The sequence below is a fragment of the Terrabacter sp. C0L_2 genome (assembly GCF_036352015.1).
GTDB lineage: Bacteria > Actinomycetota > Actinomycetes > Actinomycetales > Dermatophilaceae > Terrabacter > Terrabacter tumescens.
The window spans coordinates 2,956,173-2,979,713 of the sequence record NZ_CP143557.1; the positions used below are offsets into that span (position 1 = coordinate 2,956,173).

Consider the following 23,541-nt stretch of genomic DNA (forward strand, 5'->3'; position numbering starts at 1 on the left):
TCTCGCCCCAGCGTGGCCTGCCATCCGCAGGCCCCGCGCCGCCGAACCACCCGCACCAACTCCGCACCCGACCGAGGGAGAGCAAGTGTCCGCACGTCTGTTCACGTCCGAGTCCGTCACCGAGGGACACCCGGACAAGATCTGCGACCAGATCAGCGACTCGATCCTCGACGCCCTCCTGACCGACGACCCGCAGGCGCGCGTCGCGGTTGAGACGATGGTCACGACCGGGCTCGTCCACGTCGCGGGCGAGGTCTCGACGACCGCCTACGTCGAGATCCCGCGGATCGTGCGCGAGACCATCCTCGAGGTCGGCTACGACGGCTCGCAGAAGGGCTTCGACGGTCGCACCTGCGGCGTCTCGATCTCCATCGGCGCGCAGTCGCCCGACATCGCCCAGGGCGTCGACACCGCCCACGAGCACCGCACCGGCGACATCGAGGACATCCTCGACAAGCAGGGCGCCGGCGACCAGGGCCTGATGTTCGGCTACGCCTGCGACGACACTGCCGAGCTCATGCCGCTGCCGATCTTCCTGGCCCACCGGCTCTCCGAGCGCCTGACGCAGGTGCGCAAGAGCGAGGAGCTCGCCTACCTGCGCCCCGACGGCAAGACCCAGGTCACCATCGCCTACGAGGGTGACAAGGCCGTCTCGCTCGACACCGTGGTCCTCTCGACCCAGCACGCGCCCGACGTGTCGCTCGACGGCATGCTCGAGCCCGACATCCGCGCGCACGTCATCGAGCCCGTGCTCGCCGAGCTGCGCGACAGCGGCACCGACCTCGACGTCAGCAGCTACCGCGCGCTCATCAACCCGACCGGTCGCTTCGAGATCGGCGGCCCGATGGGTGACGCCGGCCTGACCGGCCGCAAGATCATCGTCGACACCTACGGCGGCATGGCCCGTCACGGTGGTGGCGCCTTCTCGGGCAAGGACCCGAGCAAGGTCGACCGCTCGGCCGCCTACGCCATGCGCTGGGTCGCCAAGAACGTCGTCGCCGCGGGCCTGGCCCGTCGCTGCGAGGTCCAGGTCGCCTACGCCATCGGCAAGGCCCAGCCCGTCGGTCTCTACATCGAGACCTTCGGCACCGAGACCGTGCCGGTCGACTCGATCCAGCAGGCCATCGGCGACGTCTTCGACCTGCGCCCGGCCGCGATCGTCGACGCGCTCGACCTGCTGCGCCCGATCTACCGTCCGACGGCGGCCTACGGCCACTTCGGCCGCACCAAGGCCGACGGCGTGGAGAACCCCTTCACGTGGGAGCGCACCGACCGCGTCGAGGCCCTGCGCAACGCCGTCTCCCGCTGAGGATAGGTTCGCCCTCGTGGGCGACGACAACGACACGAGCACACAGCGACCGGCCGCAGGGCCGGTCGCTGCTGTCGTCGTCGAGACCCCGCTCGCGCACCTCGACCGTGTCTTCGAGTACGCCGTGCCGGACGAGCTCGATGCGGACGCCGTCCCCGGGGCGCGCGTGCGGGTGCGGTTCTCGGGCCGCGAGCTCGACGGCTTCGTCGTCGAGCGCCGTGACGAGCCGCAGCACGCCGGCCGGCTGACGCCGCTGCGTCGGGTCGTCAGTGCCGAGCCGGTCCTGACCCCCGAGGTGCTCGCGCTCTGCCGCGCGGTCGCCGACCGGTATGCCGGCACGCTGAGCGACGTGCTGCGCCTGGCGGTGCCGAAGCGCCACGCCACTGCTGAGCGCAACCTGGCGATGAAGGCGCCTGCCGTGGAGGAGGTGACGCCGCCCGAGCCCGGCCCGTGGACCGCCTACGCCGCGGGACCGGCGTGGCTGCGCCGGGTCGCGTCGGGGGAGGGACCGGCTGCGGCCTGGGCCGCGCTGCCGGGGCGGCGCGGGGACGCCGACTGGCCGGCGGCACTGGCCGTCGCCGCGGCGACCGCCCTGTCCGCCGGTCGCGGCGCTCTCGTCGTCGTGCCCGACCACCGCGACGTCGACCGGCTCGACGCGGCCCTGACCGCGGTGCTGGGCAAGGGCCGGCACGCGCGGTTGACGGCCGACCAGGGGCCTCAGGCGCGCTACACCGCCTGGCTCAAGGTGCTGCGCGGGCACGTCAAGGTCGTCATCGGCACGCGCGCGGCCGCCTTCGCTCCGGTCCACGACCTCGGGCTCGTCGCCTGGTGGGACGACGGAGACGACCTGCTCGCCGAGCCCCGCGCGCCGTACCACCACGCCGGCGTCGTCCTCGGCCTGCGGGCCGCGGCCACGGGGGCGGCGCTGCTCGCCGGGGGATTCGGCCGCAGCCTGCGCATGCAGGTGGACGTCGAGTCCGGGGCGCTCGTGCCGGTCGAGGCGGAGCCGGCACTGCTCCGGGCAGCGGCCCCGCGGGTGACCATCGCCGGTGAGGGCCTCGACGAGGAGCGCGACGGCCCCTCGGCGCGGGCCCACATCCCGTCCCGGGCGTGGCGCGTCGCCAAGGACGCACTCGTCGACGGGCCCGTGCTCGTCCAGGTGCCGCGTCGCGGCTACCTGCCGTCGCTCAGCTGCGCCGAGTGCCGCACCCCGGTCCGGTGCGCCCGCTGCCAGGGCCCGGTGGCGCTCGGGGCGGCCGGGTCGGCGCCCGCCTGCCGGTGGTGCGGCCTGTCCCTCGCCGGGCACGGCTTCGCGTGCGAGAACTGCGGGTCGCGCCGGCTGCGCTCGTCCATCACCGGTGCCCGTCGCACGGCGGAGGAGATCGGCCGCGCGTTCCCCGGCTTCCCCGTCCACACGTCCGGGTCCGGTGAGGTGCTCGCCTCGGTCGGCCGTGAGCCCGCTCTCGTCATCGCCACGCCGGGCGCCGAGCCCGTGGCCGACGGCGGCTACACCGCGGTGCTCCTGCTCGACGCGTGGGCCAGCCTCGACCTGCCCACGCTCGACGCACCGCTCGAGGCGCTGCGCCGGTGGATGGCGGCTGCCGCCCTCGCGAGGGAGGGGCGGGCCGTCGTGCTGAGCGGGGCCCCGGAGGCCGTGGCCCTGCCGGCCGTCGAGGCCCTCGTCCGGTGGGACCCGGCCTGGCTCGCGGCGCGCGAGCTCGCCGAACGCCGTGAGCTCGGTCTGCCACCTGCCGTCCGGATGGCACAGCTGACCGGTGGCCGGCGGGCTCTCGAGGAGGCGCTCGAGCAGGCTGACCTGCCTGCAGCGGCCCAGGTGCTCGGCCCGGTCCGGCTCTCGCACACCAGCGGCCCGCCGCGCCGGCCGCCCGCCGACGGGGAACCGGAGCGGGCACCCGCCGACCACCACGCGCTCGTGCGCGTCCCCGCGTCCGAGACCGAGTCGCTGACGCGGGCACTGCTCGCGCTCAAGGCTTTTCGTTCCGCGCGCAAGGAGACCGACGTCGTGGCGGTCCGTGTCGACCCGCTCGAGATGTTCTGACGGTCCCGTCGAGAACTGTGCACTCGACGGCCCGGGCCAGTCGAGTGCCCACATCCCGACGTCGGGAACTGGGCACTCGACGTCGGTGGGGGCGTGACAGAGTGACGGCATGCCCGATCGCGAGCTCGACATCGTCCTCTACGGCGCCACCGGTTTCGTCGGGGCCCTGACCGCCGCCCACCTCGCCCGGAACGCCGGATCCGACGTGCGGATCGCCCTCGCGGGACGCTCGCGGCCCAAGCTCGAGGCGCTGCGCGTCGAGCTCGGCGCCGAGGCGTCGTCGTGGGAGCTCGTCGCGGTCGACGCGACCGACGCCCCGGGTCTGCGAGCCCTCGCCGCCCGCACCCGGGTCCTCGTCACGACGGTCGGCCCCTACGCGACCCACGGCAAGGAGGTGGCCCGTGCCTGCGCCGAGTCCGGGACGCACTACGCCGACCTCACCGGCGAGGTGCTCTTCGTCCGGTGGTCGCTCGACGAGCTCGACGCCCGGGCCCGCGAGACCGGCGCGGCGATCGTGCACGCCTGCGGCTTCGACTCCATCCCCTCCGACCTCGGCGTCCTCACGACGGCCGAGCGGGTCGCCGCCGACGGTGAGGGGACGCTCGCCGAGACGACCCTGCTCGTGCGCTCGCTCAAGGGCGGCTTCTCCGGCGGCACCGTCGACTCCGCGCGGCAGCAGGCGATCACGGCCCGGTCCGACGCGGGTGCACGCCGGGTCCTGGGCGACCCCTACGGGCTCAGCCCGCGACGCGCAGAGGAGCCGTCGTCTGGCCGCCGCCCCGCCACGGGCGTCCTCGACCGCCTGCGGCGAATGGTGCCCGTCGAGCGTGACTCCCGGACGGGCCGGTGGACCGGTCCGTTCGTCATGGCGTCGTTCAACACGCGCATCGTGCGCCTGTCCAACACCCTGACCGACTGGTCCTACGGGCGCGACCTGCGCTACCGGGAGGCGACCGACTTCGGCTCCGGGCCGATGTCTCCCGTCATGGCCGGTGGCATGGCCGTCGGGCTCGGGGGAGTCGTGGCGGGGATGGCCTTCCGGCCGACCCGGGCCGTGATCGACCGCTTCCTGCCCAAGCCGGGGGAGGGACCGAGCCCGGAGACGCAGGCGGCCGGCCGCTTCCGCCTTGACATCCGCTCGACGACGACGACCGGCGCGCGCTACCGGACCAAGGTGGGCGCCGACTACGACCCCGGCTACGGCGGCACCGCCGTCATGCTCGGGCAGACGGCGCTGTCGCTCGCCCTCGACGAGGGAGTGCCCCGGCGCGCGGGCGTGTGCACCCCGGCCACGGCGCTCGGGGACGTCCTCGTCGAGCGCCTGCGTGCCCAGGGGTTCGTCTTCGACGTCGAGCGTGACGACCAGCGCGACGACTGACGTCCTCGGTTGGTCGGAGACGGACTGGCCAGACCCCCAAAGAAACGCTTGACGGTCGAGCCGACCCGGCGGCATACTCCCAAATATGTCTTTGGAGGGCGAGCGGATCAGCGAGCTCCGCGCCACGGCCCACCCGCTGCGGCTGCAGATGCTCTCGCTGCTGACCGGCGCCGAGCTGAGTGCCGCCGAGGTCGCGCGCGAGCTCGGCGTCACGCAGGCGAACGCGAGCTACCACCTGCGCCTGCTGCACTCGGCCGGCCTGCTCGAGGTCGCGGGTGAGGAGAGCGTCCGCGGAGGGCGGGCGAAGAAGTACCGCCACCCGTGGGACGCCGAGCGTCCGCCGAGCACGTCGGCCACGGAGGACGACCGCCTCGCCTATGCGCGGGTGCTCGCCGACGCGATCCCGCGACGCTTCGCCACCCGCCGGCGCGGCGAGCGCGCGCAGTTCACCGACGCGGACCTGTGGGTCGAGCCGGAGGTGTGGGACCAGGTGTTCGCCCTCGTCACCGAGGCGAGCCGGCTCTTCCACGCCGCCGCCCGACCGCCGCGCACCGAGGGCACCGTGCGGGCCAGCCTCTCGGTCGCCGCGTTCCGGCTCGAGGGTGAGGGGGAGGCCCGATGAGGATCCAGGAGTCGCTCGGCGCCCTGGGGGACCGTCGCTTCGCGTGGTACTTCACGGCGCGCACCGTCTCGACCGCGGGCTCGGTCATGGTGCCCGTCGCCCTCGCCTTCGCCGTGCTGCACATCGACCAGTCCGCCGGCGCCCTCGCGCAGGTGCTCGGGGTGCGCACCCTGACGATGGTCGTCTTCCTGCTCGTCGGCGGCGTGGTCGCCGACCGCTTCTCGCGGATCGTCGTGCTCCAGGTGTCGCACGTGCTCACGTGCCTCACCCAGGCGCTCGCGGCCTACCTCATCATCAGCGGTGACGCGACGCTGACCCAGGTGACGGTCATCGAGGGCGTCAACGGCGCCGTCTCGGCGTTCACGATGCCCGCGATGATGGGTGTCGTCCCCCTCGTCGTCGACCGGTCCCGCCTGCAGCAGGCCAACGCGCTGCTGTCCTTCAGCCGGAGCGGCCTGTCGATCATCGGTCCCGCCGTCGCCGGCCTGCTCGTCGTGGGCGTCGGTCCCGGGTGGGCGCTCGCCGTCGACGCGCTGACGTATGCCGTCGCCACCGTCTGCCTCGCCCGCGTCGGTCTGCCGCGTCGCTCGGACGAGGCAGGCGCCCCGCGACCCTCGTTGGTGCGCGAGCTGCGGGAAGGCTGGGGCGAGTTCACCCGGCGCGAGTGGCTGTGGGTCATCGTGCTCGTCTTCGGGCTGACCAACGCCATCCACACCGGCGTCGTCGGGGTGCTCGGACCGCTCATCGCGAAGTCGTCCGCGTCGATCGGAGAGGCGGGCTGGGGCATCGTGCTGAGCGCCGAGGCCGTCGGCACCGTGCTCATGACCCTCGTCATGCTGAGACTGCGGCTCCGGCACCCCCTGCGCACCGGGATGCTCGCCATCTGCGTGCTCGCGGTGCCCATGGTGCTGCTCGGGGTGGCCCCGGCCCTGGTGCCCGTCGCCGTGGGCTTCTTCCTCGCCGGCGCCGCGGTCGAGGTGTTCGGCGTCGGGTGGAGCACCGCCCTGCACGAGCACGTGCCGGTGTCGGTCCTCTCGCGGGTCTCGAGCTACGACGCCCTCGGATCGTTCGTCGCGATCCCCATCGGCACGTTCCTCTACGGCTGGCTGGCGACGGCCGTCGCCACCGAGACCCTCATGCTCGTCAGCGCGGGTGTCTACGTCGTGATCTCCCTCTCCGCGCTGCTGTCGCGCTCGGTGCGCGACCTGAGCCGCACGAGCGAGGACCCCGCGACGACCGGGGCGGCGGCCGACGAGCGGGCACGGTCCTAGACTGGCGGCGCCCCACCGCCTTCCACGACCCCCTGGAGACCTGTGTCGATCAAGGACATCCGACTCTTCGGCGACCCGGTCCTGCGGACCGCGGCCGCCGAGGTCACCGACTTCGACAAGCAGCTGCGCGTCCTCGTCAAGGACCTCGAGGACACGATGCTCGACGCCCCCGGCGCCGGCCTCGCCGCGCCGCAGATCGGCGTCGGCCTGCGGGTCTTCACCTACTGGGTCGACGGCGTGCTCGGCCACCTCGTCAACCCCGTGCTCGACCTCTCGGACGACGAGCAGGACGGGCCCGAGGGCTGCCTGTCGATGCCGGGACTCGCCTTCGACACCAAGCGCGCGCTGTCGGTCGTCGCCAAGGGCCAGAACATGTGGGGTGAGCCCGTCCGGCTCGAGGGCACCCAGCTGCTCGCCCGCTGCGTGCAGCACGAGACCGACCACCTCGACGGCATCCTCTTCGTCGACCGCCTCGACCCGGAGGCGCGCCGCGAGGCGATGCGCGCGATCCGCGAGGCCGACTGGTTCGCGGACAACCCGCCCGAGGTGCGCATCAGCCCGCACTCCACCTTCGGCCGGGCGATGTGACATGAGGGTCGTCTTCGCCGGCACGCCCGAGGTGGCCGTGCCCAGCCTCGATGCCGTCGCGTCCTCCCGGCACGAGCTCGTCGGGGTCGTCACCCGGCCCGACGCGCCCTCCGGTCGCGGGCGGCGGCTCGAGGCCTCGCCCGTCAAGCGCCGCGCCGAGGAGCTCGGGGTGCCCGTGCTGACCCCGGTCCGCGCCAAGGACCCTGACTTCCTGCGCGACCTGACGGCGCTCGCGCCCGACGCGTGCCCCGTCGTCGCCTACGGCAACATCGTCCCGCCCGACGCACTCGCGATCCCGCGCCTCGGATGGATCAACCTGCACTTCTCGCTCCTGCCCGCCTGGCGCGGGGCTGCGCCCGTGCAGCACGCCATCATGGCCGGCGACGAGGTGACCGGTGCGTCGACCTTCGTCCTCGAACGCGGCCTCGACACCGGGCCCGTGCTCGGCGTCATGACCGAGACGATCCGTCCGACCGACACCTCCGGCGACCTGCTGGGCCGGCTGGCCACGGCGGGAGCCGGGTTGCTCGTCGCGACCCTCGACGGGCTCGAGTCCGGTGAGCTCGTCGCGGTCCCGCAGCCGACCGAGGGCGTCTCGCTCGCCCCGAAGATCGAGGTCGACGACGCGCGCATCGTCTGGACCCGGCCGGCCATCGCGGTCGACCGGCTCGTGCGCGGCTGCACCCCGGCGCCCGGGGCGTGGACCACGTTCAGGGGAGAGCGCCTCAAGGTCTCACCCGTGAGCATCGCCTCGGTCGGCGACCTCCCCGACGGCTCGCCCCTGGCTGCAGGCGAGCTCGTCGTCACGAAGAAGGCCGTCTTCGTCGGCACCGGCACCGGGCCGGTGCGCCTGGGCACGGTGCAGGCGCACGGCAAGAAGCCGATGCCGGCGGCGGACTGGGCGCGGGGCACGCGCATCGAGGCGGGGGAGCGGGTCGGCGATGAGTGACGAGCGACGAGGACACGGTTCGAGGGGCGACGGCCGTGGTGGTGAGGGTCGAGGTGGCGACGGCCGGCGCGGTGAGCGCCAGCGTCCGCAGGCCCGCGAGCGCTCGGCCGGTCACCGGTCCGAGCAGCGACCCTCGGAGCGAGCCCGGCGCACGGATGCGCCGAGGCTGGCGGCCTACACGGCGATGCGCGAGATCGCCGACGGCGCCTACGCCAACCTCGCGCTGCCGAAGCTGCTGCGCGACAAGCGGATCGGCGGTCGGGACGCCGGCTTCGCCACCGAGCTGGTCTACGGCGCGACGCGCCTGTCGGGGCTCTACGACGCGATCATCGCGTCGGCGGCGGGACGCCCCGTCGACAAGATCGACGCCAACGTGCTCGACACGCTCCGGCTCGGCGCGCACCAGCTGCTCGGCATGCGCGTGCCCAGCCACGCGGCCGTCGACGAGACCGTGGCCCTGGCCCGTCAGGTCAACGGCGCCGGCGCCGCCGGCTTCGTCAACGCTGTCATGCGGCGCATCAGCGAGCGCGCGCCCGAGGCCTGGGCCGATCTCGTCACCGAGGGTGTCAGCGACCCCGTCGAGCGTCTGGCCCTGCGCACCTCGCACCCCGTCTGGATCGCCAAGGCCCTGCGGGCGGCGCTCATCGGGCACGGAGTCGCAGGTCCGGCAGACGTCGACGCGTCGCTGACGGCGCTGCTCGAGAGCGACAACGCGCCGGCCAAGGTGTCGCTCGTCGCGCGCCCGGGTCTCGCGTCGCTCGACGAGCTCGAGGACGCCGGAGCCGAGCGCTCCGGGCTGAGCCCCGTCGGGGCGACGCTGCCGGAGGGCGACCCCGGAGCCATCGCGGCCGTCCGCGACGGGCGCGCCGCCGTGCAGGACGAGGGCTCGCAGCTGCTCGTGCTCGCGCTGGCCGGCGCAGAGATCGAGGGTGACGCGTCCCGGCACGAGCGCTGGCTCGACCTGTGCGCCGGCCCCGGTGGCAAGGCCGGCCTGCTCGCCTCGCTCGCCATCGAGCGGCGAATCCCCTTTGTGGCCAACGAGATCAGCGAGCACCGTGCCGACCTCGTGTGGCAGACGCTCGCGGCGGCGCGGGTCGCTGCACGTGAGGCCGACACGAGCCTCAAGGTGCGGCACGGCGACGGGCGTGACCTCGGCGAGGTCGAGCCCGGCGGCTTCAGCCGCGTGCTCATCGACGCGCCGTGCACCGGGCTGGGGGCGCTGCGGCGTCGGCCCGAGGCCCGGTGGCGACGGACGGCGGCCGACGTCGCGGCGCTGGCCGGGCTGCAGCGCGAGCTGCTCACCTCGGGCATCGACGCGACCGCGACCGGCGGCCTCGTCGGCTACGCCACCTGCAGCCCCCACCTCAACGAGACACGCTTCGTCGTAGCCGACGTGCTCAAGCGCCGCGACGACATCGAGCTCGTCGACGCCCGCCCGCTCTTCGTCGACGCGGCCGGACGCCAGCTCCCCGATCTCGGCGAAGGACCGTACGTGCAGCTGTGGCCGCACGTCCACGGCACCGACGCGATGTTCTTCGCCCTGCTGCGCAAGCACTGACCAACCGTCCGTCTGCCACGGGCGCTCCCCAGACCAGCTCGAGTGGTCACTTCCCGACGCCACCCCCACGTCGAGTGCACAGTTTCGTTCGCGTCAGGGCGTCGGGAATTGTGCACTCGATGGTCGAGTGCACAGTTTTCTTGGTGCCCAGCCGTCGGGAACTGCGCGCTCGACGGTGGGTCGTGCGCTGCTTCGGAAACTCGGTCGACCACGGGACCATCGGGTGGGCAGGGTGGTGGCGTGACGGCATACGCGATCGACGACCTCGAGCCCAGCGCCTTCGACGAGCGGGTGGCCCCGAGCTACGACGCGGGCTCGGCCCACATGTTCGCGCCGGAGGTGCTCGGCCCCACCGTCGACGTGCTGCACGAGCTCGCGGGGGAGGGGCCGGCGCTCGAGCTCGCGATCGGCACCGGTCGGGTGGCCCTGCCGCTGGCGGAGCGCGGCGTCGAGGTGCACGGCATCGACTTCTCCGAGGCGATGGTCGCGCAGCTGCGGAGCAAGCCCGGCGGCGACCGGCTACCGGTGACGATCGGGGACATGGCGACGACGCAGGTCGGCAGCGGCTACCGCGTCGCCTACCTCGTCTACAACACCATCACCAACCTGTTGACCCAGGACGCGCAGGTCGAGTGCTTCCGCACCGTCGCGGCGCAGCTCGCGCCCGGGGGAGCGTTCGTCATCGAGGTCTTCGTGCCGCAGCTGCGCCGGATGCCTCCGGGGCAGACGGCGGTCCCCTTCCACGTGGGGCAGAGCCACGTCGGCTTCGACACCGTCGACGTCGTCACGCAGCTGTCGGTGTCGCACCACTACACGCACGCCGGGGAGGACGCCGACGGGCGCCGCATCGCGAGGTACGGGGCGTCGGCGCACCGCTACGTGTGGCCCGCCGAGCTCGACCTCATGGCGCGCATCGCCGGACTGACCCTGCGCGACCGCTGGGCCGACTGGGACCGCTCGGCGTTCACCGCCGAGTCGCAGTCGCACGTCTCGGTCTGGACCAAGGCCGCGGAGTGACACCGACGGCCCGGCCCTAGGCTGTGCGCGTGCAGATCTCACCGAGCATCCTGTCCGCCGACTTCGCCAACCTCGAGGCGGAGCTGGGGCGCATCGCGAGCGCCGACTGGGCGCACGTCGACGTCATGGACGCCCACTTCGTGCCGAACCTGACCCTCGGCCTGCCCGTCGTCGAGGCGCTGCTCAAGGTGAGCCCGATCCCGATCGACGCGCACCTCATGATCGAGGACCCCGACCGGTGGGCGCCCTCCTACGCCGAAGCCGGCTGCCAGTCGGTGACCTTCCACGTCGAGGCGGCACGTGACCCGCGTGCCCTCGCTCGGACGCTGCGCGCGGCCGGCGCGCGGGCCTCGATGGCGCTCAAGCCGGGCACGGCGTTCGCGCCCTACGAAGAGCTGCTGCCGGACCTCGACATGGTGCTCGTCATGACCGTCGAGCCCGGCTTCGGCGGCCAGTCGTTCATGGCCGACCAGATGCCCAAGGTGCGCCAGGTGCGCGAGGCCGTGCGCCGCCACGGCGGCGAGATCTGGGTCCAGGTCGACGGCGGGGTCAGCGCCGACACCATCGAGCAGTGCGCCGAGGCGGGGGCGGACGTGTTCGTCGCCGGGTCGGCCGTCTACGGGGCCGATGACGCCGCTCAGGCAGTCGAGGAGCTGCGCGCCCTCGCGACCGGGCACCGCCACTGACGAGCACGCGCCGCTATCCGCTCCTCGACGTGCGCATCATCTCGCGCGCGCTCGGCTACGAGCCCCACGGGTTCGGGTGGGCGACGCAGCAGGGCGAGCCCGCGCAGCTCAACCGGTGGCGCCTGACGTGGGAGAGCTGGGAGCCGGGTCGGCGTCACGACGTCGAGCTGCACGGCGTCGAGGCCTGTCGGACGATGCTCCCGCTGGTCTGATCCCGGGGCGCGGGCGGCCCGACGGAGTGGACAGCTCGCGCTCCGGACGACCCCCTGGGTATGCCGTGTCGAGCAGTTCGTCCTGATCCGTCCTTTCGACGTTTCGAGCCCCTATGCTTCGCTCGACTCACACGTCCGACAGGGGAACCCGTGCTCTCGTATGCCCAGGCTCGCACCCGGCTGGCCACGCTCCTGGCCCTGGGGCTCGCCGCGACCACGATCGCCGTGACGGCGCCGGCGGCGTGGGCCGTCGACGACGTCGCGCCGCGGCTCGACTCCATCACGTTCACCTCGCCCGCGGACGTCCAGCCGGGCGACCCGGTGACCATCTCCTACGCGGTGACCGACGACTCGCCGACGGTGTCGATCGAGGCCTCGTTCCTCGACGGGGCGCAGCGACGGACGGAGTGGGACTTCGGCCACGACCTGCCGCTCACCGGCGCCGCATCGGCGACCGTCCCCGACGGGCTCGCCAACGTGAAGGCCTACCTGTACCGGGTCACGCTGACCGATGCAGCGGGCAACCGTTCGGAGTACGGGCCCGGATGGGTCATGTGCCAGCCCGACTGCCCCACGGCCTCCGCGCTCCAGCTCACGCACTCGTTCACCGTCAGCGGGTCGACGCCTGACACGGTGGCGCCGCTGCTGAGCTCGGTGAGCCTGCCCTCGTCGTCCGCCCCGGTCGGACAGGTCCTTCGCCTCCACATCGCGGTCGACGAGACGAACCCGCCCGTGGGACCGACCGACTCCGCGGCAGGGGCCGTCTTCTCCAACGGGAGCCGGTCCTTCCAGCTCCTGGCGGACCCGACCGACCGCGGCTCCGTCGTCGGAGTCGTGCCTGCCACGATGCCCAACGGCACCTACTCGCTCAGCTCCGTCGTGGTCCGCGACCTGGCCGGCAACGCCTCGACGTACCTCAGGACCGGTGCGGTCCAGGTCAGTCCGGCTGGAGTCACGGGCCCGACGACGCACACGCTTCCCTTCGCGGCGACGACCGTCGCGGTGACCGGGTCCTCCGCGGACTACGACTCGCCCGTCCTCTCCACCATCGCCCTGACGAAGAAGTCGTTGACCAGCGGCTCGATGGGCACGGTCGCCTACACGGCCACCGAGCAGGCCCTCGACAGCGTCACGATCCGGTACAGCGCGACGCTCGAGCCGCAGCGGCCCTACGGATGGGACCTCGAGGCCAAGGTCACCGGCCCGGGAGTCGCCTCGGGTCGCCTCCCCACCCTGAGCCCGGGGTCGTGGCGCGTCGACGCGGTCGTGCTGCGTGACAAGGCGGGCAACTACAGCGAGTACGGCCGCAGCGGATACCTGTCGTGCAACCGGTCCTGCCCGGCCACGCACACCGTCGACCTCTCGGCCCTCGACCTGAAGGTGATTACCGTGCCGGCGGGGCCCAACTGGCTCGGGGCGACCGCGTCGGACCGGTCGGCCAGGGTGCGGTGGGACGCATCGGCCGACGACGGGTACAGCGCCATCACGGGCTACACCGTCACCGTCTCGCCCGGCGGCAAGACGTACGCCGTGGGCGGCACCACACGAGAACTCACCGTCTCGGGACTGACGAACAACACGGCATACACCTTCTCGGTCCGCGCCAAGAACGTCGTCGGCGTCGGCTCGGCACGCACCGTCAAGGCCACCCCGCGTGCGCGGCAGCGACTCTTCGTCACCGTGGACGTCAGCAACGACAGCCGCGCCGACATCGTCGGCGTGACGCGCGGCAACGTCGCCTACATCTACCGCGGCAACGGCGCCGGCGGGATCTCGGGCAGCACGCGAGTCGGTTCGGGCCTCGGCGACCTCCGCGTGCTCCTGCCTTCGCTGGCCAAGCCGAACGACGACTTCTTCGGCGGCAACGCGCTCGCGGTCCCGTACTCCGGCAACGACGAGTCGTGGTGGGCCTACAACGGCAACCGCCTCACCGCGTTCAACTCGATCCTGCCCGGGCGGTTCAACGCCTACCGGCAGATCGTGACGCCCGGCGACTTCAACGGCAACACCAAGGCCGACGTGCTGACGGTCGCCGACAACGGGGACATGTACCTCTGGATCAACAAGGACTGGGCGCACTTCTACGCACCGAAGAAGGTCGGGAGCGGGTGGCAGTCCTTCACGAGCATCGTCGGCGTCGGTGACCTCGACGGCGACCGTCGCAACGACCTCGTCGCGCGCCGGAGCGACGGCACAATCTGGCTCTATCCCGGGAACGGGGCCGGCGGTTTCCGGCCCCGGAAGCAGATCGGCACGAGCTGGAACTCCTTCGCCCAGATCGCCGGGATGGGTGACTTCACCGGTGACCGTCGCAACGACCTGCTGGCCCTGGCCCCGAACGGCTACCTCTACGTCTACAAGGGCAACGGCAAGGGTGGTTTCTCCGGCCGGGTGCTGGTCTCGAAGGGCTTCGGCAGCTTCGTCTGATGCGGTCGTCCGCGAGACTGCCGTCCTCGGGACTGTCGTCGGCGGCTGACAGGGTGCCGGGATGAGGATCTACGTCTCGGGACCGGTCGCCGACGTCGCCACGGTTCGGCAGGTGCAGGACGCCGTGCTCGCCGCTGGTCACGAGCTGACGCTCGACTGGAGCGCGGACGTGTCGTTCGCTGAGGACTACGCGAGCCAGGCCGAGCGATCTGCCCGGATGGCCTCGGAGGAGCTCGACGCGGTGGTCGAGGCCGACGCCGTCCTCGTCGTGGCCTCCGAGCACGACGGACGCGGCATGTTCGTCGAGCTCGGCGCTGCCCTGGTGCGCTCCAGGGCCGGCGACCTCGACCACGTCGTCCTCATCGGCGAGATCCGGCACGAGAGCGTCTTCTACCTCCACCCGCTCGTGCAGCGGGTGCCCACCGTCGAGGAGTGGCTCGCCGGGCTGTCCTGATCGCCGCTGCCGCTGTCGTCAGTGGTGGCGGGCTGTCGCCCGTCCGGCGGACCTGGCTGACCTGGCCGGCACGGCCGGCTCGGGGACTAGGTGGCCAGGTGCGCCAGCGTGCAGTCGTCGAGCCAGCGGCCGTCCCTGCCGAGGACGGCGAGCCGTTCCGTGCCCTCGTGGCAGAACCCGTTGGAGGTCAGGACCCGGAGGGACGCAGCGTTCTCGGCGAAGGTCTTGGCGACGATGCGGCGGATGCCGACCCGGTGCAGGGCCGGGACCAGCAGCGCGACCGCAGCGCTGGCGACTCCCTGGTTCCAGCGGTCGGGGTCGACGGTGTAGCCGAGGTAGAAGTCGTGGACGTCCGGCTCCGGGCCCAGGGACTCCGGGCGGTAGCGCCGGCCGCCCATGTCACCGACCACGTGGCCGTCCACCAGCACCGCGCAGAGCAGGGAGTCGGGTTCGTCGAGGCGCTCCGCGATGAGGGACGTCGACTGCTCGAGGGTGTCGACGGTGCGGGTGACGTAGGCCTGGCACTCGGGGCGACGCTTGTAGCCGAGGAATGCGGCTGCGTCGGCGTCGCAGGCCGGCCGCACGGTCACGCGCCCGTCGGTCAACGGCCAGGGGAGCTGCGAGCAAATTCCGTGACCGGGTTCCATACCGACGGGACCGTAGCCCATCGGTCGGCACAGGGCGCATGACGCAGCGGTGTGGGCACCGGTCGGGCTGCCGCGACGACAGGTTTCACCCGTGCGACAGCGGGCATGAGGAGGACATGCGGCTGCGCGACCACGACAAGGGAGACCTGGCTCTGACGGCCCTGACCCTGGCTGCGGCCGCCGCCGCTGCCGTGAGCGAGACGGTGCAGTGGGTCGGGCGACGCCGCCGCCGACGCCGCGACCGGGCACCTGACACCCCCTAGGGTCGGTGCATGGGCGGGATTCCGGAGCGTGACCGTGAGGCGGTGCGAAGGGCCCTGGACGAGCTCGTGGCCGGGCAGCGACCAGAGCTGATGGCGTGGGTGCACGAGTACGGTGAGGACGGGACGAAGCTTGTCGTCCAGCCGGACGAGCTCTGGGAACACCCGCGGACGGAGCACGTCCCACGCGACGATGGCACGGCATACATCGTGGTGCCGCTCTGGACCCGGGCTGAGTCGCCGAGCGACCTGAGCGCGGAGGGCGAGGTCAGCACCTCGGGCCAGGTGCAGATCACCGACGTCCACGTGCTGTGACGAGGGGCGAGGTGGGTGTCGTATCGGCAGACTGCTGTTCGTAGCGTCTGTAGTGGCGGACACCGGGTCCGCCCGACGAAGGGGAGCACGATGCCTCAGTACCTCATCTACTTCAACCAGCAGTGGGTCGGCGACCACGACGAGGCGTGGTTCGAGGGCCGCGTCGAACCGTCCACGGCCGTCATCCGGGACATGCAGGACCAGGGCGTCCTGGTCTACGCCGGCGGACTGGTCGAGGAGCTCGAGGAGGCCGCGAGCGCGGACGCCACGAGCGGCGAGCTGGTCGTCACCGACGGGCCCTTCGTCGAGACCAAGGAGTGGCTCGGCGGGCTGACCATCGTGGACGTGCCCGACGACGAGGCCGCGCGCATGTGGGCGGGGCGGGTGGCGCAGGGGTGCGGCTGGCCGCAGGAGGTGCGCCGCTTCAAGGGCGGGTCGTTGCAGGCGGTCGTGCTCGAGGGATGAGCTGCGGCTGCACCCGTGGTGGCCGTCACGCGGTCACGGTGTGACCTGCGTCCGGTCACGGGTGCATACTGGCTCTACGTGCTCCGGGGTCGGTGTAATTCCGAGCCGGCGGTTAAAGTCCGCGACCCGACCGCATCCAGCGGCCGGTTGACCTGGTGAAATTCCGGGACCGACGGTGAAAGTCCGGATGGGAGGCAGCACGAAACAGGCCGTCGTGGCCTGGGCCGTCGGCGTCGTCCGTGCCGGCCCGGACCGCGTGGGCGTGTGGAGGTACCCCGGAGTTCGTCCGTGCCACGACGAACCACCAAGGACGAACACCACATGCAGGCTCTTGCTCTGGCCGACCAGACGAAGAACGTCTTCCAACAGGCCATCGACGCCACGATCCCCATCGGGCCCTACCAGCTGCACTGGCTGGAGCTCATCGGCGTGCTCATCGGGCTCGCCTCCGCCTACCTCGGCATGCGTCGCTGGGTGTGGGCGTGGCCGGTCGGGATCCTCGCCAACATCATGCTGTTCTTCGTCTACCTCGGTGCCGTCTTCGGCGCCGACGAGCGGATCCCGCTGTTCGGCCAGGCCGGCCGTCAGGTCTTCTTCATCGTCACGAGCATCTACGGCTGGTGGCGCTGGTCGCAGGTGCGCCGGCTCAACCACGCCGACGACGCGAGCGGCGTCGCCATCACGCCGCGGTGGGCCACGAGTCGCGAGCGCGTCGCCGTCGTCGCCTTCTGGCTCGTCGGCACCGTCGTCGTGCACCAGGCGTTCGTCTGGCTCTGGAACCTCTCGCCGAACCCGTTCTTCACGCCCGAGTGGTGGTTCTACTGGTGCGACGCGTGGATCTTCGTCGGCTCGATCGTCGCGACGTACGCCATGGCGCGCGGCTGGAACGAGTTCTGGCTCGCCTGGATCGCCGTCGACCTGGTCGGTGTGCCGTTCGCCTTCGCGACCGACTACGTGCCGACCGGCGTGCTCTACACGTTCTACGGCCTCTTCGTCATCTACGGCTTCACCCAGTGGGTCAAGGTGTCGCGCGTCGCCGAGCGCGACGTCGAGCCGCAGCTGACCGGGACGTCGAGCTGACCCATGGGTGACACCGCGGCCCCGGCCTGGATGCGGCGAGCCCTCCAGCTCGCCGCCTCCGGGCCGTGGCCCGACCCCAACCCGCGCGTCGGCTGCGTCATCGTCGCGCCCGACGGCGCGGTCGTGGGGGAGGGCTTCCACCACGGCGCCGGGACCCCGCACGCCGAGATCGAGGCGCTCCGCGAAGCGAGCGACGCTGCGCGAGGGGCGACGGCCTACGTCACCCTCGAGCCGTGCTCGCACACGGGGCGCACCGGCCCGTGCTCCGACGCCCTCGCCGAGGCCGGCGTCGCGCGGGTCGTCTTCGCCCAGTCCGACCCGAACCCCGACGCCGCCGGAGGTGCCGAGCGGCTGCACGCCGCGGGCGTCCAGGTCAGCGGTGGCGTCCTCGCCGACGAGGCGGCCGCGGTCAACGAGCGCTGGGCCCGCACCGTGGCGCTCGGCCGCCCGCTCGTCACGTGGAAGCTGGCCACCACCCTCGACGGTCGTAGCGCGGCCGCCGACGGCAGCAGCCAGTGGATCACGGGCGAGGAGGCCCGGGCCGACGTCCACCTGCTGCGCGCGACCCGCGACGCCGTCCTCGTGGGCACCGGCACCGTCCTCGCCGACGACCCGCGCCTCACGGTGCGTATGCCGGGTGGCGCGGTCGCGCCCGACCAGCCCCTTCGCGCTGTCATGGGGTTGCGAGCCGTCCCGCCCGGCGCGCGTGTCCGCGACGAGCCCGGCACATTGGTCCATCTGCAGACTCAGGACCCGCGCGAGGCGCTGGACCTGCTGTGGCACAAGGGGATCCGTGACGTCTGGCTCGAGGGCGGCCCGACGCTCGCAGCGGCCTTCCTCGGCGCCGGCCTCGTCGACGACGTCTATGCCTATGTGTCAGCGGCCTTGCTCGGGGCCGGCCCCGCCGCAGTCGCCGACCTCGGCATCAGGTCCATCTCGGACGTCCGGCGCCTCGAGCTCGTCGACGTCGCCGTCGTCGGGGGAGACATCCGCATCCACGCGGTGCCCGTCCCCACGTCCGGCCCGGCCAGCACACGACACACCATCACCGCCGCCGTCGCGGCCACCACCACCGGGTCCGGCGCCCCCGCCGCCGACCCGCGCGCACCCGCAGAACCCTGAGGAGACAGTCATGTTCACCGGAATCGTCGAGGAGCTCGGCACCGTCGCAGCCGTCGAGCTCGGCCCCGAGTCGGCCGTCCTGCGGATCGACGGCCCCCTCGTCGTCAGCGATGCGACGCACGGTGCGTCGATCGCCGTCAACGGCGTCTGCCTCACTGTGACCGAGCACGACGCGACGGGCTTCTCGGTCGACGTCATGGCCGAGACGCTCGCGCGCAGCAGCCTCGGCTCGCTCGCTCCGGGTGACCCCGTGAACCTCGAGCGGGCGATGCCCGCCGACGGCCGCTTCGGCGGCCACGTCGTCCAGGGCCACGTCGACGGCACCGCCACCATCACGGCGCGCACGCCCGGGGACCGTTGGGAGACGGTCGACTTCACGCTCCCACCCGACCTCGCGGCATACGTCGTCGAGAAGGGGTCGATCACGGTGGACGGCGTCTCGCTCACCGTCGCGCACGTCGGCGACGACGCGTTCGGCGTCTCCCTCATCCCCACCACGCTCGACCTGACGACCTTGGGGCACAAAGGAGTCGGCGACGTCGTCAACCTCGAGGTCGACGTCATCGCCAAGTACGTCGAGCGCCTGCTCACCCGCCGGCAGGAGGTCACGTCATGACCCGCCTCTCGACCGTGGAAGCCGCCCTCGAGGCGCTCCAGGCGGGCCGGCCCGTCCTCGTCCTCGACGACGAGGACCGCGAGAACGAGGGCGACCTCGTCCTCGCCGCCGAGACCGCCACCGAGGACTGGATGGCGTGGACGATCCGCCACTCGTCCGGCTACCTCTGCGCGCCGATGCCGGCCGAGATCGCCGACCGGCTCGAGCTGCCGCTCATGGTCGCCGAGAACCGCGACCCGCTGCGCACGGCCTACACCGTGTCGGTCGACGCCGCCTCCGGCGTCACCACCGGCATCAGCGCCGCCGACCGGCTGCGGACGGCGCGGGTGCTCGCCGACCCCGACGCGACGCCCACCGACCTCATCCGGCCCGGCCACATCCTGCCGCTCCGTGCCCGCCACGGGGGCGTGCTCACCCGACCGGGCCACACCGAGGCGGCCGTCGACCTCACGCGGCTCGCGGGACTCTCGCCCGTCGGTGTCATCGGCGAGCTGGTCCACGACGACGGCACCATGATGCGCTTCGACGCCGTCGTCGAGCTGGGTCGGGAGTTCGGCCTGCCCGTCATCACCATCGAGCAGCTCGTCCACCACCGGCAGCGCTTCGACCGCGTCGAGCGCCTGGCGACGACCCGGATCCCCACGGTCCACGGCACCTTCACGGCACACGGCTACCGCGACACCCTGACGGGCGACGAGCACGTCGCCCTCGTCAGCCCCCGTGGCCTCGACGCGCGAGGCCACGCGGGACCCGTTCTGACGCGCCTGCACTCGGAGTGCCTCACCGGCGACGCCTTCGGGTCGTTGCGCTGCGACTGCGGCCCGCAGCTGCAGGCCGCCATGGCGCGCATCGGCCGTGAGGGCGGCGTCGTGGTCTACCTCGGTGGCCACGAGGGCCGCGGTGTCGGACTCGTCGACAAGCTGCGCGCCTATGCCGAGCAGGACGCGGGCGCCGACACCGTCGATGCCCAGACGGCGCTCGGGCTCCCCGTCGACGCAAGGGAGTACGCCGCCGGTTCGGCGATCCTGCACGACCTCGGCGCCACCCAGGTCGTGCTCCTGACGAACAACCCCAACAAGGTCACGGCGCTGCGCCACCTCGGCGTCGACGTCGTCGCCGTCGAGCGGCTGCACGGCCCGATAGGCGAGGACAACGAGCAGTACCTCATCACCAAGCGCGAGCGCATGGGGCACGACATCCCGGTCACGAGCGACCGGCACCACGGCAGCGGTCACGGCAACGGCAACACCAAGGAGACGGCATGAAGGACGGCGCACCCACCCTCACCACCGACGGCAGGGGCCTGCGGGTCGCCGTCGTCGCGGCGAGCTGGCACCAGCAGGTGATGGACGGGCTGCTCGACGGCGCCCGTCGGGGCCTCGCGGACGCGGGCGTGACGGAGGTCGACGTCGTGCGCGTCCCCGGCACCTTCGAGCTCCCCGTCGCGTGCGCGTCGCTCGCGGACGGCTACGACGCCCTCGTCGCGCTGGGCGTCGTCATCCGCGGCGGCACCCCGCACTTCGACTACGTCTGCCAGGCCGCGACGGTCGGGATCACCGACGTGTCGGTCCGCACGAGCACCCCGATCGGCTTCGGGGTGCTGACGTGCGACGACGAGGCGCAGGCCATCGACCGCGCCGGGCTGCCGGGGTCCGCGGAGGACAAGGGCCACGAGGCCGCCACGGCAGCCGTCGCGACGGTCGTCGCGCTCCGCGGCGTCGCCGCGACGTGAGCGGCGTCGGGGGAGTCCCCGCGCCACACGTAGGCTGGGGCACCGTGAAGAGCTTTGAGCAGCTGTATGCCGAGCTGGCCGAGAAGGCGCAGACCCGACCCGAGGGTTCGGGCACCGTCGCGCAGCTCGATGCCGGCGTCCACGCGATCGGCAAGAAGATCGTCGAGGAGGCCGCCGAGGTGTGGATGGCCGCCGAGTACCAGTCGAACGACGAGGCCGCCGAGGAGATCAGCCAGCTCCTCTACCATCTGCAGGTCCTCATGCTCGCCAAGGGCATCTCGCTCGACGACGTCTACTCCCACCTCTGAGGACTTCCATCCCCATGCTGCGAATCGCCGTGCCCAACAAGGGTTCCCTGTCCGACGTCACCGTCGAGCTGCTCCGTGAGGCGGGCTACCGCACGCGCCGTGACAGCAAGGAGCTCGTCGTCTCCGACGCCGAGAACGACGTCGAGTTCTTCTACCTGCGCCCCCGCGACATCGCCGTCTACGTCGGCTCCGGCACGGTCGACGCCGGCGTCACCGGGCGCGACCTGCTCCTCGACTCCGGCTCGGACGCCGTCGAGGTCATGCCGCTCGGTTTCGGTGCCTCGACCTTCCGGTATGCCGGCAAGCCGGGTCTCGTGGCCACCGTCGAGGACATCGAGGGCAAGCGGGTCGCGACGTCGTATGCCGGTCTCGTCCGCTCCGACCTCGCCGCCCGCGGCATCTCGGCGGAGGTCGTGCGTCTCGACGGGGCCGTCGAGACGGCCATCACGCTCGGCGTCGCCGACTGCATCGCCGACGTCGTCGAGACCGGGACGACCCTGCGTCAGCAGGGTCTCGAGGTCTTCGGCGAGCCGATCCTCCGGTCCGAGGCCGTCCTCATCCGTGGCGACCGCCCCGGTGAGGAGCAGGCCATCGACGTGCTCCAGCGGCGCATCGCAGGCGTCATCACGGCTCGCACCTACGTCATGCTCGACTACGACTGCCCCAAGGACCTCGTCGACCGGGCCTGCGAGCTGACCCCGGGCCTCGAGTCGCCGACGGTGTCGGCGCTGCAGGACGACGCGTGGGTCGCGGTGCGGGCCATGGTGCCGCGCATCGGCCGCAACCGGCTCATGGACGAGCTCTACGACCTCGGCGCGCGGGCCATCCTCGTCACCGACATCGCGGCCTGCCGGCTGTGACGCGTGGAGCCTGACGGGTGGAGCCCGACGCGAGGAGGGACCGCATGAGCGCCCAGCCCGAGGGGCAGCCGGTGCCCGAGCCCACTCCCGGCTCGGACGCGTGGGCGCCGTTCCGGCCCCGCCGCGGCCGCACGGTCGCGCTCGGGGTGGTGTGGACCTCGCTCGTCGTCTTCGGGGTCATCGCCGTCGTCATGCCGAGCCAGGTCGACGGCCGCTGGGGACTCGGCGACCGTCTGATGTTCTTCGGCCTCGGGGTGGCCGTCGCCCTCATCGCCTGGCGCTACGCCTCGATCGTGGCCGTGCCGAGCCGGACGGGACTCGTCGTGCGCAACCTCGTGCTGACCCGCACGCTGACCTGGCCCGAGGTCGTCGGCATCCAGTTCGGTGGCGGTGAGCCGTGGGTGACCCTCGACCTCGAGGACGGCGACACGGTCGCCGTCATGGCGATCCAGAAGGCCGACGGCCCCGTGGCGGGCCGGGAGGCCTCCCGGCTGGCCGCCCTCGTCCAGGCCTTCGGTGAGGCCCGCGAGCCCGAGCGGCCGGCGGACCCGTCGTGACCGGCGCCCCGACCCCGGAGCGCATGCGGCACGCGCTCGGCCACTTCGCGACGGGTGTCACCATCGTGACCGGCTTCGCCGCGGGCGCCGCCCCGGTCGGGTTCGCCTGCCAGTCCTTCGCGTCGGTGTCGCTGCACCCGCCGCTCGTGCTCTTCTGCGCCGACCACCGGGGTCGCTCGTGGCCGCGGATGCGCGACCACGGACGCTTCACCGTCAACGTGCTCGGTCACGACCAGCGCGACCTCATCGCGCGGTTCGGCTCGGCCGACGGCGCGCGATTCGAGGGTCTCGACTGGTCCCCGTCGGAGCACGGCGGGCCGAGCCTGCCGGGCGTGCTCATGCGCGTGCACTGCTCGGTCGAGCAGGTCCACGTCGCAGGCGACCACGACGTCGTCGTCGGACGCGTGCTCGACCTCGAGGACGGCGAGTCCGGTCGCCCGATGCTCTTCTACCGGGGCCGCCTGACCGTGACCGAGCGGCGCACGTCGTCGGTGTCCGACGAGACCGACGGGGCCGCCGGGGCCATGGACGACTACTGGGGCTGAGCCCCTCCAGCGGTACGCCGCGAGTCGGTGCCCGCGACCAGCCCGTCCCACGACCACTCGGGCACGGTGAGGCCGTCGGGCACCTCGCCCGCCGACCGGTGGTAGGAGGCCAGGTAGGCGGTGGCCCAGGTGAAGTACGCGACGAGCACGTCGCGTACGCCGTCGTCGGCCGACAGGCCCGTGTCGTCCAGCGCTGCAGCGAAGCAGCCGACCGCGCGCTCGTCCATCTCCCGGTGCTCGCCGTTGCCGGAGTGCAGGCGCACGACCTCGGTCTCGCTCGCCACCGACGCGGTGTAGCCCCGCGGTCCGCCGAGCGCCTCGGCCCAGTAGGCGGCGAGCCGCGCCGAGTGGTCGGGGTGGTAGCCGTGCGAGAACGCGTGCGACACGACCGGGTCGGCGAGGCAGCGCTCGTGCCACGCGTGGGCGAGGGAGACGAGTGCGGGCATGCCCCCGACGGCGTCGTAGATCGTCCGGTCCACCGTCGCAGGCTCCCACCCGGTGGCT

Annotated in this window: 27 protein-coding genes and 1 riboswitch; of the genes, 25 read left to right on the top strand and 2 right to left on the bottom strand. The window is 72.7% G+C overall.

The annotated features are described in order from the left end of the window. The first annotated feature begins 85 nt into the window (after positions 1 to 85). From metK to U5C87_RS13555, 13 genes are all read left to right on the top strand, one after another. Positions 86 to 1,309, top strand: coding sequence for a methionine adenosyltransferase (metK, locus tag U5C87_RS13495; RefSeq protein ID WP_330473068.1), 1,224 nt, complete (start codon positions 86 to 88; stop codon positions 1,307 to 1,309). 16 nt (positions 1,310 to 1,325) lie between these two features. After that, positions 1,326 to 3,368: a primosomal protein N' gene (locus U5C87_RS13500; protein ID WP_330473069.1), complete on the top strand. Its 2,043-nt coding sequence runs from the start codon at positions 1,326 to 1,328 to the stop codon at positions 3,366 to 3,368. Between the two features lie 109 nt (positions 3,369 to 3,477). Beyond that, a complete protein-coding gene (locus tag U5C87_RS13505) occupies positions 3,478 to 4,746 on the top strand; it encodes a saccharopine dehydrogenase family protein (protein WP_330473070.1) in 1,269 nt (422 codons plus the stop codon). Positions 4,747 to 4,831: 85 nt separating this feature from the next. Next, on the top strand, positions 4,832 to 5,368 hold the full coding sequence (locus tag U5C87_RS13510; RefSeq protein WP_330473071.1) for a helix-turn-helix domain-containing protein: 537 nt from the start codon (positions 4,832 to 4,834) through the stop codon (positions 5,366 to 5,368). Then, a complete protein-coding gene (locus U5C87_RS13515; RefSeq protein WP_330473072.1) occupies positions 5,365 to 6,639 on the top strand; it encodes an MFS transporter in 1,275 nt (424 codons plus the stop codon). Before U5C87_RS13510 ends, U5C87_RS13515 begins: the two co-directional genes overlap by 4 nt. A gap of 42 nt (positions 6,640 to 6,681) precedes the next feature. Then, on the top strand, positions 6,682 to 7,227 hold the full coding sequence (gene def, locus U5C87_RS13520; RefSeq protein ID WP_030201904.1) for a peptide deformylase: 546 nt from the start codon (positions 6,682 to 6,684) through the stop codon (positions 7,225 to 7,227). Between the two features lies 1 nt (position 7,228). Further along, positions 7,229 to 8,176 carry a methionyl-tRNA formyltransferase gene (gene fmt / locus U5C87_RS13525; protein ID WP_330473073.1) on the top strand — a complete coding sequence of 316 codons (948 nt, stop codon included), beginning with the start codon at positions 7,229 to 7,231 and terminating at the stop codon, positions 8,174 to 8,176. Continuing rightward, positions 8,169 to 9,734: an RsmB/NOP family class I SAM-dependent RNA methyltransferase gene (locus tag U5C87_RS13530; protein ID WP_330473074.1), complete on the top strand. Its 1,566-nt coding sequence runs from the start codon at positions 8,169 to 8,171 to the stop codon at positions 9,732 to 9,734. Before fmt ends, U5C87_RS13530 begins: the two co-directional genes overlap by 8 nt. A gap of 240 nt (positions 9,735 to 9,974) precedes the next feature. Next, on the top strand, positions 9,975 to 10,751 hold the full coding sequence (locus U5C87_RS13535; RefSeq protein WP_330473075.1) for a class I SAM-dependent DNA methyltransferase: 777 nt from the start codon (positions 9,975 to 9,977) through the stop codon (positions 10,749 to 10,751). 29 nt (positions 10,752 to 10,780) lie between these two features. Beyond that, positions 10,781 to 11,437, top strand: coding sequence for a ribulose-phosphate 3-epimerase (rpe, locus tag U5C87_RS13540; protein ID WP_030201910.1), 657 nt, complete (start codon positions 10,781 to 10,783; stop codon positions 11,435 to 11,437). 29 nt (positions 11,438 to 11,466) lie between these two features. Next, complete coding sequence (locus U5C87_RS13545; RefSeq protein ID WP_330473076.1) at positions 11,467 to 11,649, top strand: hypothetical protein; 183 nt, start codon at positions 11,467 to 11,469, stop codon at positions 11,647 to 11,649. A gap of 150 nt (positions 11,650 to 11,799) precedes the next feature. After that, positions 11,800 to 14,076: an FG-GAP-like repeat-containing protein gene (locus U5C87_RS13550; RefSeq protein ID WP_330473077.1), complete on the top strand. Its 2,277-nt coding sequence runs from the start codon at positions 11,800 to 11,802 to the stop codon at positions 14,074 to 14,076. A gap of 61 nt (positions 14,077 to 14,137) precedes the next feature. Continuing rightward, complete coding sequence (locus U5C87_RS13555; RefSeq protein WP_330473078.1) at positions 14,138 to 14,530, top strand: hypothetical protein; 393 nt, start codon at positions 14,138 to 14,140, stop codon at positions 14,528 to 14,530. A gap of 86 nt (positions 14,531 to 14,616) precedes the next feature. Here the strand turns inward: U5C87_RS13555 and U5C87_RS13560 are convergent, their stop codons facing one another. Continuing rightward, a complete protein-coding gene (locus tag U5C87_RS13560) occupies positions 14,617 to 15,120 on the bottom strand; it encodes a GNAT family N-acetyltransferase (protein WP_330473079.1) in 504 nt (167 codons plus the stop codon). Between the two features lie 173 nt (positions 15,121 to 15,293). On the opposite strand from U5C87_RS13560, the gene U5C87_RS13565 reads away from it, so the two are divergent. The 12 genes from U5C87_RS13565 to U5C87_RS13620 all read left to right on the top strand — a co-directional run bounded on the left by U5C87_RS13565 (position 15,294) and on the right by U5C87_RS13620 (position 23,037). After that, the gene (locus tag U5C87_RS13565) at positions 15,294 to 15,440 is read left to right on the top strand and encodes a hypothetical protein (RefSeq protein WP_330473080.1); all 147 of its coding nucleotides are present in this window, start codon (positions 15,294 to 15,296) and stop codon (positions 15,438 to 15,440) included. Between the two features lie 9 nt (positions 15,441 to 15,449). Then, on the top strand, positions 15,450 to 15,752 hold the full coding sequence (locus U5C87_RS13570; protein ID WP_330473081.1) for a DUF7668 domain-containing protein: 303 nt from the start codon (positions 15,450 to 15,452) through the stop codon (positions 15,750 to 15,752). Between the two features lie 90 nt (positions 15,753 to 15,842). Beyond that, positions 15,843 to 16,217 carry a YciI family protein gene (locus U5C87_RS13575; RefSeq protein WP_330473082.1) on the top strand — a complete coding sequence of 125 codons (375 nt, stop codon included), beginning with the start codon at positions 15,843 to 15,845 and terminating at the stop codon, positions 16,215 to 16,217. Between the two features lie 75 nt (positions 16,218 to 16,292). Next, positions 16,293 to 16,421, top strand: a riboswitch (FMN riboswitch). A gap of 117 nt (positions 16,422 to 16,538) precedes the next feature. Next, positions 16,539 to 17,297, top strand: coding sequence for a nicotinamide mononucleotide transporter family protein (locus U5C87_RS13580; protein WP_030201916.1), 759 nt, complete (start codon positions 16,539 to 16,541; stop codon positions 17,295 to 17,297). Between the two features lie 3 nt (positions 17,298 to 17,300). Continuing rightward, the gene (gene ribD / locus U5C87_RS13585) at positions 17,301 to 18,419 is read left to right on the top strand and encodes a bifunctional diaminohydroxyphosphoribosylaminopyrimidine deaminase/5-amino-6-(5-phosphoribosylamino)uracil reductase RibD (RefSeq protein ID WP_330473083.1); all 1,119 of its coding nucleotides are present in this window, start codon (positions 17,301 to 17,303) and stop codon (positions 18,417 to 18,419) included. Positions 18,420 to 18,429: 10 nt separating this feature from the next. After that, positions 18,430 to 19,035, top strand: coding sequence for a riboflavin synthase (locus U5C87_RS13590; protein WP_330473084.1), 606 nt, complete (start codon positions 18,430 to 18,432; stop codon positions 19,033 to 19,035). After that, positions 19,032 to 20,300 (top strand): 3,4-dihydroxy-2-butanone-4-phosphate synthase, encoded by a 1,269-nt coding sequence (ribB, locus tag U5C87_RS13595; protein ID WP_330473085.1) that lies wholly within the window; start codon positions 19,032 to 19,034, stop codon positions 20,298 to 20,300. Before U5C87_RS13590 ends, ribB begins: the two co-directional genes overlap by 4 nt. Next, positions 20,297 to 20,767 carry a 6,7-dimethyl-8-ribityllumazine synthase gene (gene ribH / locus U5C87_RS13600; RefSeq protein ID WP_330473086.1) on the top strand — a complete coding sequence of 157 codons (471 nt, stop codon included), beginning with the start codon at positions 20,297 to 20,299 and terminating at the stop codon, positions 20,765 to 20,767. The genes ribB and ribH overlap by 4 nt, the downstream gene beginning before the upstream one ends. Positions 20,768 to 20,811: 44 nt before the next feature. Beyond that, positions 20,812 to 21,075, top strand: coding sequence for a phosphoribosyl-ATP diphosphatase (locus tag U5C87_RS13605; RefSeq protein WP_028785574.1), 264 nt, complete (start codon positions 20,812 to 20,814; stop codon positions 21,073 to 21,075). Between the two features lie 14 nt (positions 21,076 to 21,089). Next, entirely contained in the window at positions 21,090 to 21,935 is an 846-nt protein-coding gene (gene hisG / locus U5C87_RS13610; protein ID WP_030201930.1) for an ATP phosphoribosyltransferase, read from the top strand. A 44-nt stretch (positions 21,936 to 21,979) separates the two neighbouring features. Beyond that, positions 21,980 to 22,492, top strand: coding sequence for a PH domain-containing protein (locus U5C87_RS13615; RefSeq protein ID WP_330473087.1), 513 nt, complete (start codon positions 21,980 to 21,982; stop codon positions 22,490 to 22,492). Beyond that, entirely contained in the window at positions 22,489 to 23,037 is a 549-nt protein-coding gene (locus tag U5C87_RS13620) for a flavin reductase family protein (RefSeq protein WP_330473088.1), read from the top strand. The genes U5C87_RS13615 and U5C87_RS13620 overlap by 4 nt, the downstream gene beginning before the upstream one ends. On the opposite strand, the gene U5C87_RS13625 is transcribed toward U5C87_RS13620, so the two are convergent. After that, on the bottom strand, positions 23,025 to 23,516 hold the full coding sequence (locus tag U5C87_RS13625) for a globin domain-containing protein (protein ID WP_330473089.1): 492 nt from the start codon (positions 23,514 to 23,516) through the stop codon (positions 23,025 to 23,027). The genes U5C87_RS13620 and U5C87_RS13625 overlap by 13 nt on opposite strands. Positions 23,517 to 23,541 lie beyond the last annotated feature (25 nt).

Bases quoted from the DNA above. Each gene is read 5' to 3' on its own strand.
- U5C87_RS13590 (WP_330473084.1), top strand. From the start codon at position 18,430: ATGTTCACCGGAATCGTCGAGGAGCTCGGCACCGTCGCAGCCGTCGAG.
- fmt (WP_330473073.1), top strand. From the start codon at position 7,229: ATGAGGGTCGTCTTCGCCGGCACGCCCGAGGTGGCCGTGCCCAGCCTC.
- ribB (WP_330473085.1), top strand. From the start codon at position 19,032: ATGACCCGCCTCTCGACCGTGGAAGCCGCCCTCGAGGCGCTCCAGGCG.
- U5C87_RS13505 (WP_330473070.1), top strand. From the start codon at position 3,478: ATGCCCGATCGCGAGCTCGACATCGTCCTCTACGGCGCCACCGGTTTC.
- U5C87_RS13575 (WP_330473082.1), top strand. From the start codon at position 15,843: ATGCCTCAGTACCTCATCTACTTCAACCAGCAGTGGGTCGGCGACCAC.
- hisG (WP_030201930.1), top strand. From the start codon at position 21,090: ATGCTGCGAATCGCCGTGCCCAACAAGGGTTCCCTGTCCGACGTCACC.
- U5C87_RS13555 (WP_330473078.1), top strand. From the start codon at position 14,138: ATGAGGATCTACGTCTCGGGACCGGTCGCCGACGTCGCCACGGTTCGG.
- U5C87_RS13570 (WP_330473081.1), top strand. From the start codon at position 15,450: ATGGGCGGGATTCCGGAGCGTGACCGTGAGGCGGTGCGAAGGGCCCTG.
- ribD (WP_330473083.1), top strand. From the start codon at position 17,301: ATGGGTGACACCGCGGCCCCGGCCTGGATGCGGCGAGCCCTCCAGCTC.
- U5C87_RS13580 (WP_030201916.1), top strand. From the start codon at position 16,539: ATGCAGGCTCTTGCTCTGGCCGACCAGACGAAGAACGTCTTCCAACAG.
- U5C87_RS13565 (WP_330473080.1), top strand. From the start codon at position 15,294: ATGCGGCTGCGCGACCACGACAAGGGAGACCTGGCTCTGACGGCCCTG.
- U5C87_RS13530 (WP_330473074.1), top strand. From the start codon at position 8,169: ATGAGTGACGAGCGACGAGGACACGGTTCGAGGGGCGACGGCCGTGGT.
- ribH (WP_330473086.1), top strand. From the start codon at position 20,297: ATGAAGGACGGCGCACCCACCCTCACCACCGACGGCAGGGGCCTGCGG.
- U5C87_RS13515 (WP_330473072.1), top strand. From the start codon at position 5,365: ATGAGGATCCAGGAGTCGCTCGGCGCCCTGGGGGACCGTCGCTTCGCG.
- U5C87_RS13615 (WP_330473087.1), top strand. From the start codon at position 21,980: ATGAGCGCCCAGCCCGAGGGGCAGCCGGTGCCCGAGCCCACTCCCGGC.
- U5C87_RS13510 (WP_330473071.1), top strand. From the start codon at position 4,832: ATGTCTTTGGAGGGCGAGCGGATCAGCGAGCTCCGCGCCACGGCCCAC.